The sequence below is a fragment of the Nonomuraea glycinis genome, assembly GCF_035920485.1.
Lineage (GTDB): Bacteria > Actinomycetota > Actinomycetes > Streptosporangiales > Streptosporangiaceae > Nonomuraea > Nonomuraea glycinis.
In genome coordinates, this window is sequence record NZ_CP109166.1 from 5,348,935 (window position 1) to 5,365,019 (window position 16,085).

Here is a 16,085-nt window from a genome sequence, read left to right on the forward strand (position 1 = left end):
AATCGTGACATGCGCTTTCTCAAGGGGCACGGCACCGAGAACGACTTCGTCATCCTTCCTGATCCCGACGGCGAGCTGGATCTGCCGACGTCGCTGATCGCGAAGATCTGCGACAGGAGAGCCGGGCTCGGCGCGGACGGGCTGCTCCGCGTGGTGCGCACCAAGCAGGTGCCGGAGGTGGCGGACCAGGCGGGCGACGCCGAGTGGTTCATGGACTACCGCAACTCCGACGGCGGCATGGCCGAGATGTGCGGCAACGGCTCGCGGGTCTTCGCCCGCTATCTGGTCGAGGCGGGCCTGGTGGCCTCCGGCGAGTTCGCCGTGGCCACCCGGGGCGGCACCAGGAAGGTGAAGATCGAGGACACCGGCGAGATCACCGTCGACATGGGCCCCGCGGTGGTGCGGGGCGAGAGTGTCACGAGCGTCGGCGGCCAGGAATACCAGGGTTTGCACATCGACGTCGGCAACCCGCACCTGGCTTGCGCGATCGGCGACCCGGTCACCCAGCTCGACCTCGCCCACCAGCCGAGCTTCGACCCGGGCGTCTTCCCCTCGGGCGTCAACATCGAGCTGTTCAACGCGGTCGGCACCAGCCGGGCGGTGATGCGCGTCTTCGAGCGGGGCTCGGGCGAGACCCGCTCCTGCGGCACCGGCGCGGTCGCCACGGCCGTCGCCGCGGCGGCACTGTCGGGCGACACCACGGGCACCTGGACGGTGGAGGTGCCCGGCGGCTCGCTCACCGTGATCCTCGATCACGACACCAGCTATCTGCGCGGCCCCGCGGTCATCATCGCGGCCGGCGATCTGATGCTTGCAGAATGATGTTCTGATAGGGGATGCTGGGTCCGCTTCCTGAACCGAGAGAGGTGGACATGGCGGACCCACGGACCACGGCCGTCCGGGTCAAGACCCCGATAGGGCAGTACGGCGGCGGTTTCATGATCTCCCGCGAGGCCAAGGCGCTCTGCGAGGAGCATGGCCTCGGCCCGCGCGAGCTCTACTTCCGCGGCCGCTGCGGCGTGCTCGGCGAGTGCGGGGCCGACGTCGTCACCTCGGTGGCGGTCTTCTTCCCGCACGAGCACGTCGAGAAGAACTGGAACGGCGGTCGCAAGATGCCCGTCGAGCGGGCGGTCGAGCTCTACGCCGAGGCCTGCGCGGCGTGGGGACGGCGCAGGCTCGGCGACTACGCCGGCGCCGCCAGGATCGCTGAACTGCTCGAACCGGTCGTACGGCAGGCGTCGCCGGCCGGCGCTCCGCTGTTCGCCGGGTGGCGGGCCGTACCCCTGCCCGACGACCCGCCCGCGCGTGCCACGCAGCTCATGCACGTCGTCCGCGAGCTGCGCGGCGGCCTGCACGCCAACGCGGTGATCGCCGCCGGCCTGCACCCCCTCCAGGCGACGCTCGCGGCCGACCATGACGCTACGCCGATCAAGGCGGCGTCAGGCGAGATCGCCGCCAGGTTCTTCGAGTGGCCGGAGCCCTATGCGAAGCCGGACCCTGACGTGATCGCACGCCGGGTGGCGGCCGAGGAGGCCACCGATGATCTGATGGCATCGGTATTTTCTCCCCTCAACAATGACGAATCGGACGAGCTCATCGAGCTTCTGCGTTTTGGGCACGCTCATTGACCTGGCAGACTGACGTTCCATGGACGTGGACATCTGGGCCTGGGTCGGCGAAACCCAGCAGCAGCTTTCTGAAGCGGGCAACGTTGGCCTCGCCATGGCGCTGGGAGACCTCCCCGCACAGGCCTACGAAGGGCGTTTCCCGCAGCTCGACGTGATGGCTCCGGCCATCTCGCAGCAGGCGGATGCCCTGGAGCAGCCGTGGCTGGAGTTCTACGCTCGCTACTGGCACCTGCTCGGCCGCATCGGCGACCGCGCGCAGGGCGCGGTCGCCGTCGGGGACGCCGAGCAGCTGCTCGCGTTCGCTCAGCGCGAAGAGGTGCGCTCCTGCCCGGCCGCGCCGGCCGCGGTGGAGGCGCTCGCGCTCGTCTGGGCCAACACCGACGGCCCTGGTTACGCCGGGGAGCGGCTGGAGACCGTCGGCGCCGCCATCGAAGGGCTGGAGCCGACCGACCCCGCCTACACCGGGCTGGCGACGCAGTATGTCGCGGCCCTGGTCGACGCCGGCCGCGCGGGCGAGGCCGTCACCTACGCCGAGACCGCCGTCGAGCGCCTGCGCGCCGTCGGCCGCGAGGCCAGCTGGGAGCTGGGCGCCGAGAGCGCCCGCGCGCTGCTCGCCGCCGGTCGCGCCGAGGACGCGCTGACCGCGCTGCAGGCCGCCGGCGGCTTCCAGGCCGACGACCCGGTGGCCAAGGAGCACCGCGACGGCGTCCGCCGCGCGCTCATCCTGGCCACGCTCGGCCGCGTCGCCGAGGCCGTCGACGCGCTGCCCGACCTCGACGTGGTCGGCGAGCACCCGAGGGTGTTCGTCGAGTGGGCGCACGCCGTCAGCAAGCTCGCCGACTCCTCGCAGATCACCAACACCTGGCAGCTCGGCCGCGTGCTGCGCCAGTGGGTCGACTACTTCGGCATGATGGGCGGCTACCGCTCCCGTGTCGAGCTCTCGCTGATCGCGGGCGAGCTGGCCATCGCCCGGCAGGGCGTGTGGCAGGCCAGGCTGCTGGCCGATCTGGCCGAGTCCGCCGCCGGTGAGCTGCGGGACGCCACGGGCGTCGCGGAGCGGATCGCCGAGCTGCGCGCCGCCGCCGACGCGGCCACCGAGCCCCCGGCGCCCGGCCCCGTCGCCGAGCGGGTCGCCTACTTCGACGCCGCCGACGGCTACAACGCCGACCCCGAGCGCTGGGTCGGCTGGCTGGCCCCGCTGTCGGGCAAGGACATCGAGGCCACCCGCCGCCACACCACCACGATCGGCTTCCTCGGCTACCCCTCGACCGGCGCCGACATCTACTGGAAGATGCTCGTCGACACCGGCGACATCGCCGGCGCCGACGCCGACGACATCGCCTACCTCACCACGCTGCTCATCGAGGCGCGTCAGGACGAGCGGCTGGAGCAGATGGCCGCGACGCTGCCGCACGCCGCCAAGCACCTGGCGCTGGCCCGCCTGCACAGCGCCCGCGAGCGCTGGCCGGAGGCGCTCGACGAGGCCCAGCACGCGGTGGCCGCCGGAGCCGGGGTGGAGGCCCGCCGCCTCGTCGCGGGCGCCGCCCAGCAGGTCGACGAGAACGCCAGAGGCGCCGCGGCGCTGCTGGAGGTGCTCGACGAGCTCACCGACGAAGACGTCTGGCGCATGATCGTCATGGCCACCGCCGCCGAGGACTGGGTGACCGTCCGCAAGGGCGCCGCCAAGCTCGGCATGCCGATCAAGTCCACCGAAGGGCCGATCGAGGAGGAGATGGGGCTCATCAGGCTCATCCTCCCCGCGCCCGACGGCGGTCAGCGGCAGGTGCTGTCCATCCGCACCGGCCCGGCCACCGCCAGGCTGGCGCTGCCGCAGCCGCGCGGCATGGACTACAACGCGGGCGACCTGGTCGTGTTCGACCCGCAGCTGCTGGAGCCGCTGCCCGAGGACCCCGAAGAGCAGCAGAACTTCGTGCCGCCCTTCGCCGCGGTGAGCATCCTGCGTCCCGGTGGCTACACCAGCTACTTCTTCGACGGCGCCGCGCCGAGCGATGCGGACTGGACCGAGTTCACCGAGGTCATGGCCGAGCGGGGCTGGCCGATGTGGGTCTACAGCGATGACAACTATCAGGTGACCCACCCGACGAGCGGCGAGCAGATCTCCGGTGTGTTCGGCTGGGTCGCGGTGCCGCCCGACGTCTCCGCCGTCGAGGTCGACGCGCTGCTCGACGACGCCACCGAGCGCTGGTCGCACCCGCTGGCCTGGCTCGACCTGGCGCGCGAGGTCGACGTGGAGGTCGAGCGGCACGAGCGGATCGTGAAGGAGTACGGGCTCTAGAAGCCTCCCGCCGTGCCCGGCCTTCGACGCCGGGCACGGCACTCCCGGTAGGGGCGGCCACGCCGCCTGATACCTTTTGGCGCGATATTTCGGGACCTGGAGGCAGAGTGCAGGACATCGACAAGTTGGCCGCCGTGATCCGTGACGAGCGCCCGTGGGGTGCCTTCGAGCGCTTCACCCTCAACGAAGTGTCCACGGTCAAGATCATCAGTGTGGCGGCGGGGCAGACGCTCAGCCTGCAGCGTCACGAGCACCGTGACGAGCTCTGGGTGGCCCTCGATCCCGGTTGCGTCTTCGAGGTCAACGGTGAGCGCCTGGAGCCGGCCGTGGGTGACCGGGTGCTGATCCGCGCCGGCCAGACCCACCGCCTCAGCTCCTCCGGCCCCGCCACCCGCATCCTCGAGGTCGCCTTCGGCCACTTCGACGAGGACGACATCGAGCGCCTCGAAGACTCCTACGGGCGTTCCTGACCGAGCCTGCGCCGATCGGTGCCGGGTGAACGCGTCCGGGTGACGCGTGCCCGCGTACAAGCCGTCGGTTCGTCGCGGGTAAGCGTTTGTGTGGCGCGCCTGCGTACAAGCCGTCGGTTTGTCATGGGTAAGCGTTTGTGTGGCGCGCCTGCGTACAGGCCGTCGGTTCGTCGTGGTCAGTAGGGCTGCGGCGATGGTCATGATCAGGGCGGCCGGGGGCGAGCAGGCCGCCGGCCAGGAGCGTGGTCGCCTTGCCGACCTGGTGAGGACGTACGGCAGGCCGCTCGCCATCCCGGGGATGCCCCCAACCGGCCGCCGACGGGAAGGGTCGGCCGCGGCGTGGAGCACGCCGTCGCGGCTCCCGGGAGCCGGTGAAAGACAGACCTTGTTCGGAGGTCCGCGGAGCCTTATGTTCGTTGCGTAGTCCGGTGCGTGTTGCGTAATAAGGAACAACCGGAGGGCCCCATGACAAGCCGGCCTCGTTTAGTGATCATCGGAGCCGGCATCGTCGGCTGTGCCCTGGCGGACGAGCTCACCGTCCGGGGATGGACGGACGTCACCGTCGTCGACCGAGGGCCGCTCTTCGCGACCGGCGGATCTAGCTCGCACGCCCCCGGCCTGGTGTTCCAGACGAACCCGTCGAAGACCATGACCGAGTTCGCCTCCTACACCGCGCGCAAGTACACCGGGCTCGGCTGCTTCGAGCAGGTGGGCGGCCTGGAGGTCGCCACCACCGAGGAGCGCTGGCAGGACCTGCACCGCAAGCACGGCTGGGCCGAGTCCTGGGGCGTCGAGGGCGAGCTGGTGGACGCCGCGCGGTGCGCCGAGCTGTGGCCGCTGCTCGACCGAAGCCAGGTGCTCGGCGGGTTCCACGTGCCCACCGACGGGCTCGCGGCGGCCGTGAGCTGCTGCGAGAAGCAGGCCGGGCGGGCCATCGAGCGGGGCGCCAGGTTCCTGGCCGGGCACACGGTGGTGAACGTCCTGCACAAGGGCGGCAGGGTCACCGGCGTGGCCGTGGAGACCGCCGCCGGCTACCGCGTCATCGAGGCGGACGTGGTCGTGTGCGCCGCCGGATTCTGGGGACCGGCGATCGGCGCGATGGCAGGGCTGACCGTCCCGTTGCAGCCACTGGCCCACCAGTACGCCAAGTCAGGGCCGCTGGCCGGGCCGGGAAGTGGCCCCATCCTGCGCCACCAGGACCGCGACCTCTACTTCCGCCACCACGGCGACCGCGTCGGGGTGGGCTCCTACGCGCACCGGCCGATGCCGGTCGCCCAGCACGAGATCGGCCCCAAGGGCACCACGATGCCGTCGGTGCAGAAGTTCACCGAGGAGGACTTCGACCCCGCCTGGTGGGACGCCGGCGAGCTGCTGCCCGCGCTGCGGACGTCCAGGTACGAGGACGGCATCAACGGGATCTTCTCCTTCACCTCCGACGGGTTCCCGCTGATCGGGGAGGCGCCGGAGCTCGACGGGTTCTGGGTGGCCGAGGCGGTCTGGGTCACCCACTCGGCCGGCGTCGCCAAGGCGGTGGCCGAGCTGCTGGTCGACGGGCACAGTGGCGTCGACCTGCACGAGTGCGAGCTCAACCGGTTCGAGCCGGTCCAGCTCGCCCCCGCCTTCGTCACCGAGCGCGGCAAGCAGAACTTCGTCGAGGTCTACGACGTCATCCATCCGCTGCAGCCGATGGAGTCGCCGCGGCCGATGCGTACCAGCCCCTTCTACGTGCGCCAGCTGGAGCTGGGCGGTCACTTCCTGGAGGCTTCCGGGTGGGAGCGGCCGCACTGGTTCGAGGCGAACGCGCCGCTGCTGGAGGATCTCGTACGGGAGCACGGCGAGGAGTCCGAGCCGATGCTGGGCACGGCCCAGCGTCAGGAGTGGGCCGCCCGCTACTGGTCGCCGATCGCCGCCGCGGAGTCGTACGCCACCCGGGAGAGCGTGGCGCTCTACGACATGACCCCGCTCAAGCGGATCGAGGTCGGCGGGGCGCGGGCGGCGGCGTTCCTGCAGCGGCTGACCACCAACAACGTGGACAAGAAGCCCGGCTCGGTCACCTACTCGCTGCTGCTCGACGCCAAGGGCGGCATCCGGTCGGACCTCACGGTGGCGCGGCTGGCGGAGGACCGGTTCCAGATCGGCGCCAACGGCAACCTGGACCTCGACTGGATCACCCGGCACGCGCCGGGCGGCGTCTACGTGCGCGACATCACGCCGGGCACCTGCTGCGTGGGCGTGTGGGGGCCGCGGGCCAGGGAGCTGGTCCAGCCGCTGACCGACCTGGACCTGTCGCACGAAGGCTTCCCCTACTTCACCTGTAAGAGCGGATATATCGGCCATGTGCCGGTGACGGCGATGCGTGTCTCGTACGTCGGTGAGCTGGGCTGGGAGCTCTACACCACGGCCGACCTGGGCCTGAAGCTGTGGGACACGCTCTGGGGGACCGGGCTGCCGATCGCGGGCGGCCGGGCCGCGTTCACCAGCCTCCGGGTGGAGAAGGGATATCGGCTCTGGGGCGTCGACATGACGCCCGAGCACAACCCGTACGAGGCCGGGCTGGGCTTCGCGGTCAGGAAGGACAAGGACTTCGTCGGCCGCGACGCCCTGTCGGCGGACGTCACCCGCAAGCTGACGCCGCTGCTCAGCGCCGAGGTGGTCATGGGCAAGGAGCCGGTACGGCACCAGGGTCGCACCGTCGGCTACGTCACCAGCGCCGCCTACGGGCACACCATCCGGCGTCCCATCGCGTACGCCTGGCTGCCGATCGACCTGGCCACCCCCGGGACACAGCTGGATATTTCCTATTTCGGGCGGCGGGTTCCCGCCGAGGTCGCCGCCGAGCCGCTGTACGACCCCCAGATGGAGAAGATCCGCCGGTGACCCACCCCGACTTCCTCTGGCGCAATCCCGACCCCAAGCCCGCCTACGACGTGGTCATCGTCGGCGCCGGCGGGCACGGCCTGGCCACCGGCTACTACCTGGCGCGCAACCACGGCATCACCAACGTGGCCGTCCTGGAGAAAGGCTGGCTGGCCGGCGGGAACATGGCCCGCAACACCACCGTCATCCGCTCCAACTACCTGTGGGACGAGAGCGCCGCGATCTACGAGCACTCGCTGAAACTGTGGGAGGGGCTCAGCGAGGAGCTCGACTACGACCTGCAGTTCAGCCAGCGCGGCGTGCTCAACCTCGCGCACAGCCTCGCCGACGTGCGCGAGGCCAGGCGGCGGGTCAACGCCAACCGGCTCAACGGCGTCGACGCCGAATGGCTCGACCCCGACGAGGTCAAGAAGTTCTGCCCGATCATCAACGTCTCCGAGCGGGCCCGCTACCCGGTCATGGGCGCCACCCTGCAGCGGCGCGGGGGCATCGCCAAGCACGACCACGTGGCCTGGGCGCTGGCCCGCAAGGCCGACGCCTACGGCATCGACCTGATCCAGGGCTGCGAGGTGACCGGCTTCGAGATCAGCGGCGGCCGGGTGCTGGCGGTGCAGACCTCGCGCGGCAGGATCGCGGCGGGCAAGGTCGCGCTCGCCTCCGCCGGGCACACCTCCGTGCTGGCCGACCAGGCCGGGATCCGGCTGCCGCTGCAGTCACACCCGCTGCAGGCGCTGGTGTCGGAGCTGCTGGAGCCGGTGCTCGACTGCGTGGTCATGTCGAACGCCGTGCACGTCTACGTCAGCCAGGCGCACAAGGGGGAGCTGGTGATGGGCGCGGGCATCGACTCCTACAACTCCTACGGCCAGCGCGGCGCCTTCCACGTCATCGAGGCGCAGATGGCGGCGGCGCTGGAGCTGTTCCCGCTGTTCAGCCGGGTACGGGTGCTCCGCACCTGGGCGGGCATCGTGGACGTGTCCCCCGACGCCTCGCCGATCATCGGCACGACCCCGGTGGACGGCCTGTACGTCAACGCGGGCTGGGGCACCGGCGGGTTCAAGGCCACGCCGGGCGCGGGCTGGGTGTACGCCCACACGATCGCGCACGGCGAGCCGCATCCCCTCGCGGAACCGTTCGCCCTGGACAGGTTCACCACGGGGGCGCTCATCGACGAGCACGGCGCGGCGGCGGTGGCGCACTGATGCTGCTCATCGACTGCCCGCACTGCGGCCCGCGCGACGAGATCGAGTTCCGGTACGGCGGACAGGCCGGCATCGCCTACCCCGACACGCCGGGGGAGCTGACGGACGCCGAGTGGGCCGCGTACGTGTTCCTGCGCGACAACCCCAAGGGCTGGTTCCGGGAGCGTTGGTTCCACGTGCACGGCTGCCGGACGTGGTTCACCGTGGACCGCCACACGGTCACCCACGAATTCCGGCAATCCCCCTGACCTCCCCAAGCCGCCCCGTTGCAGGAGATGCGATGACCCGTCTGCCTTCGGGCGGTCTGATCGACCGCTCGGTCACGCTCCCGTTCCACTTCGACGGCCGCCCGCTGCACGGGCATCCGGGTGACACGCTCGCCTCGGCCCTGCTGGCCGGCGGCGTGCGGGTGGTGGGGCACAGCGTGGACCTGGGCCGCCCGCGCGGCATCTTCTCCGCCGGGCCCGAGGAGCCGAACGCGCTGGTCCGCGTCGACGCCGACCCGATGCTCGCCGCCACCACCGTGGAACTGCGCGCCGGGCTCCAGGCGTGGAGTCTGCGCGGCAAGGGCCGGGTGGACCCGGACGCCGTGGACGAACGCCGCGCCGACAAGGGCTACCTGCACTGCGACGTGCTGGTGGTCGGCGGCGGACCGGCCGGGCTGGCGGCCGCGCTGGCCGCCGGGGAGACGGGCGCGCGGGTGATCCTGCTGGACGACCAGCCGAGGCTCGGCGGCGACCTGCTGAGCAGCCGCGTCCTGCTGGACGGCGCGCCCGCCCTGGACTGGGTCACCGCGACCGAGAGCCGCCTGGCCGCGCTCCCGGAGGTCCGCGTCCTGGTCAGGACCACCGCGATCGGCTACTACGACCACAACTACCTGGTCGCCGTCGAGCGCCGCCCCGCTGGTGAGCGCCTGTGGCACCTGCGGGCCCGCCGCGTCGTGCTCGCCACCGGCGCCCACGAGCGGTCGCTGCCCTTCCCGGGCAACGACCGGCCCGGCGTCATGCTCGCCTCCGCCGCCCGCGCCTACGTCAACAGGTACGCCGTACGGCCGGGCAGCCGGGCCGTCGTCTACGCCTGCGCCGACTCCGGGTACGAGGCCGCCCGCGACCTTGAGGCGGCCGGCGTGGAGATCGCCGCCATCGTCGACCCGCGCCCCCAGGGCCTGGCCGGAGCCCTGTCCGGCCGTACCGTCACCGGCACCACCGCCGACGCCGAGGGCCTGCTCACCGGCGTCCGGATCGGCGACCGGCACGTGGCGGCCGACCTGCTCGCGGTGGCCGGCGGCTGGAACCCCGCCGTTCACCTCTTCAGCCAGTCCCAGGGCAGGGTCGTCTTCGACGACACCCTCCAGGCGTTCATCCCCGGCCCGTCGGCCCAGGCCGAGCGCTCGGCAGGCGCGTGCAGAGGCCTGTACGGCACCCGCGAGGCCATCGAGGACGGCCATAAAGCAGGCACCACCGCAGCCCGCCACGCGACCCGCGACGCAGCCCATCACGCGACCCGCGACGCAGCCCATCACGCGACCCGCGACGCAGCGCACGACGTGCCTTCCCCCACAGCCCGCAGCGGACCCGGCCCGGCGGGGCATGAGGCTCCTCAAGCGCTGTCGAGCGATGAGCCCGGTCTGCGTCCGCCCGCCGTGCACTGGGGTGAGCTCGCGCCGGACCCCACGGCGTTCGTCGACCTGCAGCGGGATGTCACGGTCGCCGACCTGGCCAGGGCCGTGGGCACCGGGATGCGCTCGGTCGAGCACGTCAAGCGCTTCACCACCGCCGGCACCGGCGCCGACCAGGGCAAGACCTCGGGTGCGCTGGTGGCGGGGGTGATGTCCCAGCTGCTGGGAGCCGCCCCAGGACAGACGGGTACGACCACCTTTCGCCCGCCGTACCTGCCGGTGGCCTTCGGCACGCTGGCGGGCCGTGACCGTGGGGAGCTGTCCGACCCGGTCAGGACGACGGCGCTGCACGGCGCGCATGTCGACAGGGGAGCGGTGTTCGAGGACGTCGGCCAGTGGAAGCGGCCGTGGTACTTCCCGCTGGACGGCGAGACGATGGACGAGGCCGTGTCCCGGGAGTGCCGCGCGGCCCGCACCGGGGTGGCCGCGATGGACGCCTCCACCCTGGGGAAGATCGACATTCAAGGTCGTGACGCGGGCGCTTTTCTCGACCGGATCTACACCAACATGTACTCCACGCTCGCCGTCGGCGCCTGCCGCTACGGCCTGATGTGCACCGCCGACGGGATGGTCTTCGACGACGGCACCACCGCCAGGCTCGGCGAGCACCACTACCTCATGACCACCACCACCGGCAACGCGGCGGCGGTGCTCGACTGGCTGGAGGAGTGGCGGCAGACCGAATGGCCGGAGCTCGACGTCCACTTCACGTCCGTCACCGACCACTGGGCCACGGTGGCGATCGTCGGCCCCCGAGCCCGTGCCGTACTCGCCGCCGTCGCACCGGGGGCACTGGAGCTCGCGTTCATGAGATGCGCGGAGACCGAGGTGCTCGGCGTGCCGGGACGGGTGTTCCGGATCAGTTTCTCCGGTGAGCTGGCCTACGAGGTGAACGTGCCCTGGCAGTACGGCAGGTCTCTCTGGGAGAGCGTGCTGGCCCTGGGCGCGGTGCCGTACGGGACGGAGAGCATGCACGTGCTGCGCGCCGAGAAGGGCTTCCCCATCGTCGGCCAGGAAACCGACGGCACCGTCACCCCGCAGGACCTCGGCATGTCGTGGATCGTCTCCAACCGCAAGCCCGACTATGTCGGCAAGCGCTCACACGCCCGCCCCGACACCGCCCGCGCCGGCCGCAAGACCCTGATCGGCCTCCTCCCCGACGACCCCACGGCCCCCCTCGTGGAGGGCGCCCAACTCATCCCTGCTACGACTCCGGCGGCCCCCGAGCCGCAGCCTGTGCCAGAGGCCGGACCGGGGGAAGGTGCGGCGCGCATGCTCGGCCACGTGACCAGCGGCTACGCTAGCGCCACACTGGGCCGTACGTTCGGCCTCGCCCTGGCACGGGACGTCACCCCGGGCGACCGGCTCACCGCCGTGTCCGGATCCTCCGCCACCGCCGTGACAGTCGTCGAGCCGGTCTTCTACGACCCGGAGAACACCCGCCGCGACGGCGACCCCGCCTCCCTGGACGGCGACGCCGGCGTGCCGGGGGTCGTTCCAGGGGTCTGCCGCGCCGAGAGCCCGGCCGCTCACGTCGCCGCTCGCTTCGCGGCGGCGAGTTCCGAGGCCGTACGGCTTCGCGAGCTGCCCTCGATGCCCATGTGGGAGGTCCGAGGCGACGACCCCGGTGCCGGGCTGCGACTCGGCCCCGACTGGTGGCTGGTGACCGGCGACGCAAGCCGGGAGGGGTGGGTGGAGGTGTCGGGGCAGCGGACGGTGCTGGAGTTGGCGGGGCCGGGTGCTCTGGAGGTGCTGATCACCGGGTGTCCCCTCGACCTGCACCCCTCGGTGTTCACCGGTCATGCCCAGACGCTCCTGGCGAAGACGCCGGTGATCCTGGAGCGCGACGGCGACGCGTTCCGGATCTACGTCCGCTCCTCGTACACCCGTTACCTAGCCAAATGGCTACTTGAGGCTCTTGGGCGGTAAATGGTCAACAGAACGGAGATTGATATACCTAGACTTTGCAATCACGAGTCTGGGAGCTTACGTGCGCGTACGTGCAGTTTTAGCCGGTTTGGTCACAGCGGTGGTGCTCACAGGCTGTGGTGACCTGGAAGCGACCCTGCTTCCCGACCAGGACGCGGGGTCCGGCAAGGCGGCCTCCGCCGACGTCAAGGAGGCGCGCAAGAAGCTCGGCGACCTCCCCGTGAAGGGCCGGGCGCCGAAGACCGGCTACGACCGGGACGAGTTCGGTCCCGCTTGGGCGGATGTGGATCACAACGGCTGTGACACCCGCAACGACATCCTCAAGCGGGACCTCACCGACGAGACCTTCAAGCCCGGCTCGAAGGACTGCATCGTGCTCACCGGCGTCCTCGCCGATCCCTTCACCGGCAAGACGATCAAGTTCGAGCGTGGGCAGACCACCAGCAGCAAGGTCCAGATCGACCACGTGATCCCACTGTCGGACGCCTGGCAGAAAGGCGCCCAGCAGTGGACGAAGACCAAGCGCAAGGAGTTCGCCAACGACCCGCTGAACCTGATGGCCGTCGACGGACCGCTCAACGGTCAGAAGAGCGACTCCGACGCCGCCACCTGGCTCCCACCGCGCAAGGCCTACAGGTGTGAGTACATCGCGCGGCAGATCGACGTGAAGGTCAAGTACGACCTGTGGGTCACCTCAGGGGAAAAGGAGGCCATGTCGGGCGTCCTGTCCTCCTGCTGATCAGTCGTCGTCCCGGGAGTCGTCCGAGTCGTCGGAGTTCTGGGTGCTCTGGGAGTTCTGTCCGGCCGCCGTGTCGTCGTCGTCGCTGTCCACGCGCTCGCTCTCCTTCTTCAGCAGCTTGCCCGTGGCGGCGTCGATGTCCAGCTCGTGCTCGATGTCGCCCTTGATCAGCTCGACCTCCCACACGTCCGGCCGGGTGCCGCGCTTGTCGAAGCCGACCTCGCGCACCCACGCGCCGGGCACCTCCTTCTGGGCGATCTGGACGGCCTGCTCGACGGCGACCTTGGGGGCGGGCTGGTCGGCGGCGGCGAGGGCAGCGGATCCGCCGGCCACGAGGGCCATGACACCCGCACTGGCAACGATGATTTTCGTGGTGATGTGCATGCCCCTACGAAACCGCGATCGGCGGTAACCGCGCGCTAAGGCCGAGTTAACACCACTTCCACGATGGCGCCGCCCGACGACGACACCGTCAGGTGGCCTCCGGAGGACTCGGCGGTGCGGCGGGCGATGTCCAGGCCGAGCCCGGTCGAGCCGCCGGCGCTGTTCCCCCGCTCCAGCAGGGCGGGGTCGAAGCCGTCTCCCGTGTCGCTGACCACCAGCACGGCCCCCGAGGGATGCGGCGCGAGCCGTACGGAGAACGACACCCCCTCAGCGGTGTGCGCGAAGACGTTGCCGAGCAGCGCGTCCACGCAGGCGCTGAGCGCCTCGGCGCTGACCGCGACGCTCAGCTCCTCCTCCGGCAGGGTGACCGTGACCGCGCGCCCCTGGTCGTCGGCGAGCACCGACCAGAAGCGCACCCGTTCCCCCACCACGGCCGTCGCGTCGCAGCTGCCGCGCTCGGCCGAGCGCTGCCGGGCGTCGGTGATGACGGCGCTGACCGCCCGCTCCAGCGCGTCCACCCGGGCGCCGACCCGCGCCGCCTCCTCGGGGTCGCGCAGGGACTCGACGTCCAGCCTCAGACCCGTCAACGGGGTACGGAGGCGGTGCGACAGGTCCGCCACCGACTCCCGTTCGGCCGCCAGCAGGTCGCCGATCCGCCCGGCCAGATGATTGAGCGCCAGCGCCACCGAGCGCACCTCCGGCGGCCCGCCGGGCTCGGCGCGCGCCTCCAGATCGCCGCCCGCCAGCCGGTGCGAGACCCGGGCCAGGCCGTCGACCGGCCTGGTGACCGCCAGCGCCAGCCGGTCGGCCAGCACGATGCCGAGCACCACCAGCGCCAGCCCGAGGACCAGCAGCGCCGCCCAGGCCGCGGGCACGCCGCGCAGCAGCTCGTCCTCGCCGACGAACACCCTGATCACCACCGTGCCCTGCGGCGACTGCACGGCGGCCAGCACCTCCCTGCCGTCGCCCACCTCGGCGGTGACGCTGCGGCCCGTCGCGGCCAGCCGTACCGCCTCGGAGCGCGCGGCCGGGACGCCCAGCGTCCGCCCGTCAGGCAGGAACACCGTCACGGGACGCGCCACCCGCTCCACGGCGAGCGGCAGCTCGGCGGTGCCGACCGTCAGCGCGACCGACTCGGCGGCGGTGGTGGCGCGGTTCATCGCGCCGTTCTCCGCCACGGCGCGGATCAGCAGCGCCATCGGCACCAGCAGCGCGATCAGCACGAGCGAGGTGGTGGCGGCCACCAGCAGCGCCAGCCAGCGCCTCACGAGGGCCCGACCAGCTTCACCCCGACGCCCCTGACGGTGTGCAGATAGCGGGGGTCCGAGGCGGTCTCGCCCAGCTTCCTGCGCAGCCACGACAGGTGCACGTCCACGGTCTTGTCAGCTCCGCCGTACGGGAGCTGCCACACCTCGGTCAGCAGCTCGCGCTTGGTGATGACCTCGCCCGAGCGGGCGGCGAGATAGTGCAGCACGTCGAACTCGCGCGGCGTCAGCTCCAGCTCCACCCCGTCGAGCTCGGCCAGTCGCGCGCGCGGGTCCACACGCAGCCCGCCCACCTGGAGCGGCTCCGGCGCGCTCTCGCCCGCCCGCCGCAGCACCGCCCTGATCCGCGCGTCCAACTGGGCGGCGCTGTACGGCTTGACCACATAGTCGTCGGCGCCCGCGTCCAGCACCGGCACCATCTCGGCGTCGCCGTCGCGGGCGGTCGCCACGATCACCGGCACCTTGCTCACCGCGCGCAGCATCCGCAGCAGCTCGCCGCCGTCGAGGTCCGGCAGCCCCAGGTCGAGCACGATCAGATCAGGACGATCCTGTACGGCCAGCCGCAGCCCGTCGAGCGCCGTGGGGGAGGAGGACACGGCGTGGCCCAGCTCCCGCAGCCCTCGGCTCAGCGCCGTGCGGATCGTCACGTCGTCCTCGATGAGCAGGATGTCAGCCATATGAGCAAACCGTAGACGTTGCCGGGGCATGCTCTGCGCCTCGTTATCGTCGCCTTAACCTGGCCTTAGCCGTATGTGGGGGAAGGTGGCAAGGTGAACCGACCAGTCCTGGCCCAGGTAAACCGACCCGTTCCGTCCTGGGCGGCCACCGAGGTGACGGAATGATGATGGCTTGGGCACGGAGGTGAGGGGATGAAGCGATTCGTTGTGGCCTGGGTGGCCACCGCGATCGCCGCGACCGGTGCCGCCGTGGCGGCGCTCGGCCTGGTCAGCGGTGCGCTGACCGGCACGTCGGGCCAGGTGATGAGCCAGGACGAGGCCCGCGCCGCGCTCGCCACCCGGACGCACGCTGCCCCGCCGTCCGGGACACCCGCCGTGCCCCGTACGCCGACCCCGCCGCAGACGGCCACGGCGACGCCGGGCCCGCCCGAGGGCGAGCTCATCCGCACGCCGGGCGGCACGGTGATCGCCTCCTGCTCCGGCGGCCTGGTGACGCTGCGCTCGTGGAGCCCCGCCCAGGGCTACTCCGTGGACGGCGTCGAGCCGGGCCCCGGCCGTGAGGCCGAGTTGGAGTTCGAGGCGGGCGAGGGTGAGGACGTGGAGCTCAAGCTCGGCTGCTCCGGTGACCGCCCCATCAGGCTCCCGACCTCCTGACCCGCGACCGGGCCCCGCGAACCGCCCGACCTGGAACAGGGCGCCGCCGAACCGCGTGATCCGCGACCGGTGTCAGTGGGCGCCGCGCACCTGCAAGGCGGCCAGCAGCTCTTCGGACGCCTTGGTGATGGTCTCCACGGCCCGGTCGAACGCCTCGGCGTTGTGCGCGGCGGGCGCCCGGAAGCCGGAGATCTTCCGGACATACTGCAGGGCCGCGGCTCGTACATCGTCCTCGGTCACGTCTTCGGTGTAGGGCGGGCGCAGGGTCTTGATGCTTCGGCACATGCCC

At 71.6% G+C, this 16,085-nt stretch carries 14 protein-coding genes; 10 read left to right on the plus strand and 4 right to left on the minus strand.

All coding sequences use genetic code 11. The features are described 5' to 3' along the window. Window positions 1–9: 9 nt before the first annotated feature. From dapF to OHA68_RS25245, 9 genes are all read left to right on the plus strand, one after another. A complete protein-coding gene (dapF, locus tag OHA68_RS25205) occupies window positions 10–822 on the plus strand; it encodes a diaminopimelate epimerase (protein WP_189141680.1) in 813 nt (270 codons plus the stop codon). Between the two features lie 50 nt (window positions 823–872). Next, window positions 873–1,628 carry an SCO6745 family protein gene (locus OHA68_RS25210; RefSeq protein WP_327102436.1) on the plus strand — a complete coding sequence of 252 codons (756 nt, stop codon included), beginning with the start codon at window positions 873–875 and terminating at the stop codon, window positions 1,626–1,628. A 19-nt stretch (window positions 1,629–1,647) separates the two neighbouring features. Continuing rightward, window positions 1,648–3,924 (plus strand): tetratricopeptide repeat protein, encoded by a 2,277-nt coding sequence (locus OHA68_RS25215; RefSeq protein WP_327102437.1) that lies wholly within the window; start codon window positions 1,648–1,650, stop codon window positions 3,922–3,924. A gap of 107 nt (window positions 3,925–4,031) precedes the next feature. Next, on the plus strand, window positions 4,032–4,394 hold the full coding sequence (locus tag OHA68_RS25220) for a phosphomannose isomerase type II C-terminal cupin domain (protein WP_327102438.1): 363 nt from the start codon (window positions 4,032–4,034) through the stop codon (window positions 4,392–4,394). 465 nt (window positions 4,395–4,859) lie between these two features. Then, window positions 4,860–7,271, plus strand: a complete 2,412-nt coding sequence (locus OHA68_RS25225; protein ID WP_327102439.1) for a GcvT family protein — start codon at window positions 4,860–4,862, stop codon at window positions 7,269–7,271. Beyond that, the gene (locus OHA68_RS25230) at window positions 7,268–8,470 is read left to right on the plus strand and encodes a sarcosine oxidase subunit beta family protein (protein ID WP_327102440.1); all 1,203 of its coding nucleotides are present in this window, start codon (window positions 7,268–7,270) and stop codon (window positions 8,468–8,470) included. Before OHA68_RS25225 ends, OHA68_RS25230 begins: the two co-directional genes overlap by 4 nt. Then, window positions 8,470–8,718, plus strand: coding sequence for a sarcosine oxidase subunit delta (locus OHA68_RS25235; protein ID WP_327102441.1), 249 nt, complete (start codon window positions 8,470–8,472; stop codon window positions 8,716–8,718). The genes OHA68_RS25230 and OHA68_RS25235 overlap by 1 nt, the downstream gene beginning before the upstream one ends. 32 nt (window positions 8,719–8,750) lie before the next feature. Beyond that, on the plus strand, window positions 8,751–12,077 hold the full coding sequence (locus OHA68_RS25240; protein WP_327102442.1) for a 2Fe-2S iron-sulfur cluster-binding protein: 3,327 nt from the start codon (window positions 8,751–8,753) through the stop codon (window positions 12,075–12,077). 100 nt (window positions 12,078–12,177) lie between these two features. Further along, entirely contained in the window at window positions 12,178–12,816 is a 639-nt protein-coding gene (locus OHA68_RS25245; RefSeq protein ID WP_327102443.1) for an HNH endonuclease family protein, read from the plus strand. Here OHA68_RS25245 and OHA68_RS25250 read toward each other — a convergent pair whose 3' ends face one another. From OHA68_RS25250 to OHA68_RS25260, 3 genes are read right to left on the minus strand one after another with little or no spacing between them, the layout of a single operon-like run. Continuing rightward, the gene (locus OHA68_RS25250) at window positions 12,817–13,200 is read right to left on the minus strand and encodes a PepSY domain-containing protein (RefSeq protein WP_327102444.1); all 384 of its coding nucleotides are present in this window, start codon (window positions 13,198–13,200) and stop codon (window positions 12,817–12,819) included. A gap of 35 nt (window positions 13,201–13,235) precedes the next feature. Beyond that, entirely contained in the window at window positions 13,236–14,468 is a 1,233-nt protein-coding gene (locus OHA68_RS25255) for a sensor histidine kinase (protein ID WP_327102445.1), read from the minus strand. Next, window positions 14,465–15,142, minus strand: a complete 678-nt coding sequence (locus OHA68_RS25260; protein ID WP_327102446.1) for a response regulator transcription factor — start codon at window positions 15,140–15,142, stop codon at window positions 14,465–14,467. Before OHA68_RS25260 ends, OHA68_RS25255 begins: the two co-directional genes overlap by 4 nt. A gap of 192 nt (window positions 15,143–15,334) precedes the next feature. Between OHA68_RS25260 and OHA68_RS25265 the strand changes: the two genes are divergently transcribed. Beyond that, window positions 15,335–15,796: a hypothetical protein gene (locus OHA68_RS25265; protein ID WP_327102447.1), complete on the plus strand. Its 462-nt coding sequence runs from the start codon at window positions 15,335–15,337 to the stop codon at window positions 15,794–15,796. Between the two features lie 72 nt (window positions 15,797–15,868). On the opposite strand, the gene OHA68_RS25270 is transcribed toward OHA68_RS25265, so the two are convergent. After that, window positions 15,869–16,081: a DUF2277 domain-containing protein gene (locus OHA68_RS25270; RefSeq protein WP_189141692.1), complete on the minus strand. Its 213-nt coding sequence runs from the start codon at window positions 16,079–16,081 to the stop codon at window positions 15,869–15,871. Between the last annotated feature and the right edge of the window lie 4 nt (window positions 16,082–16,085).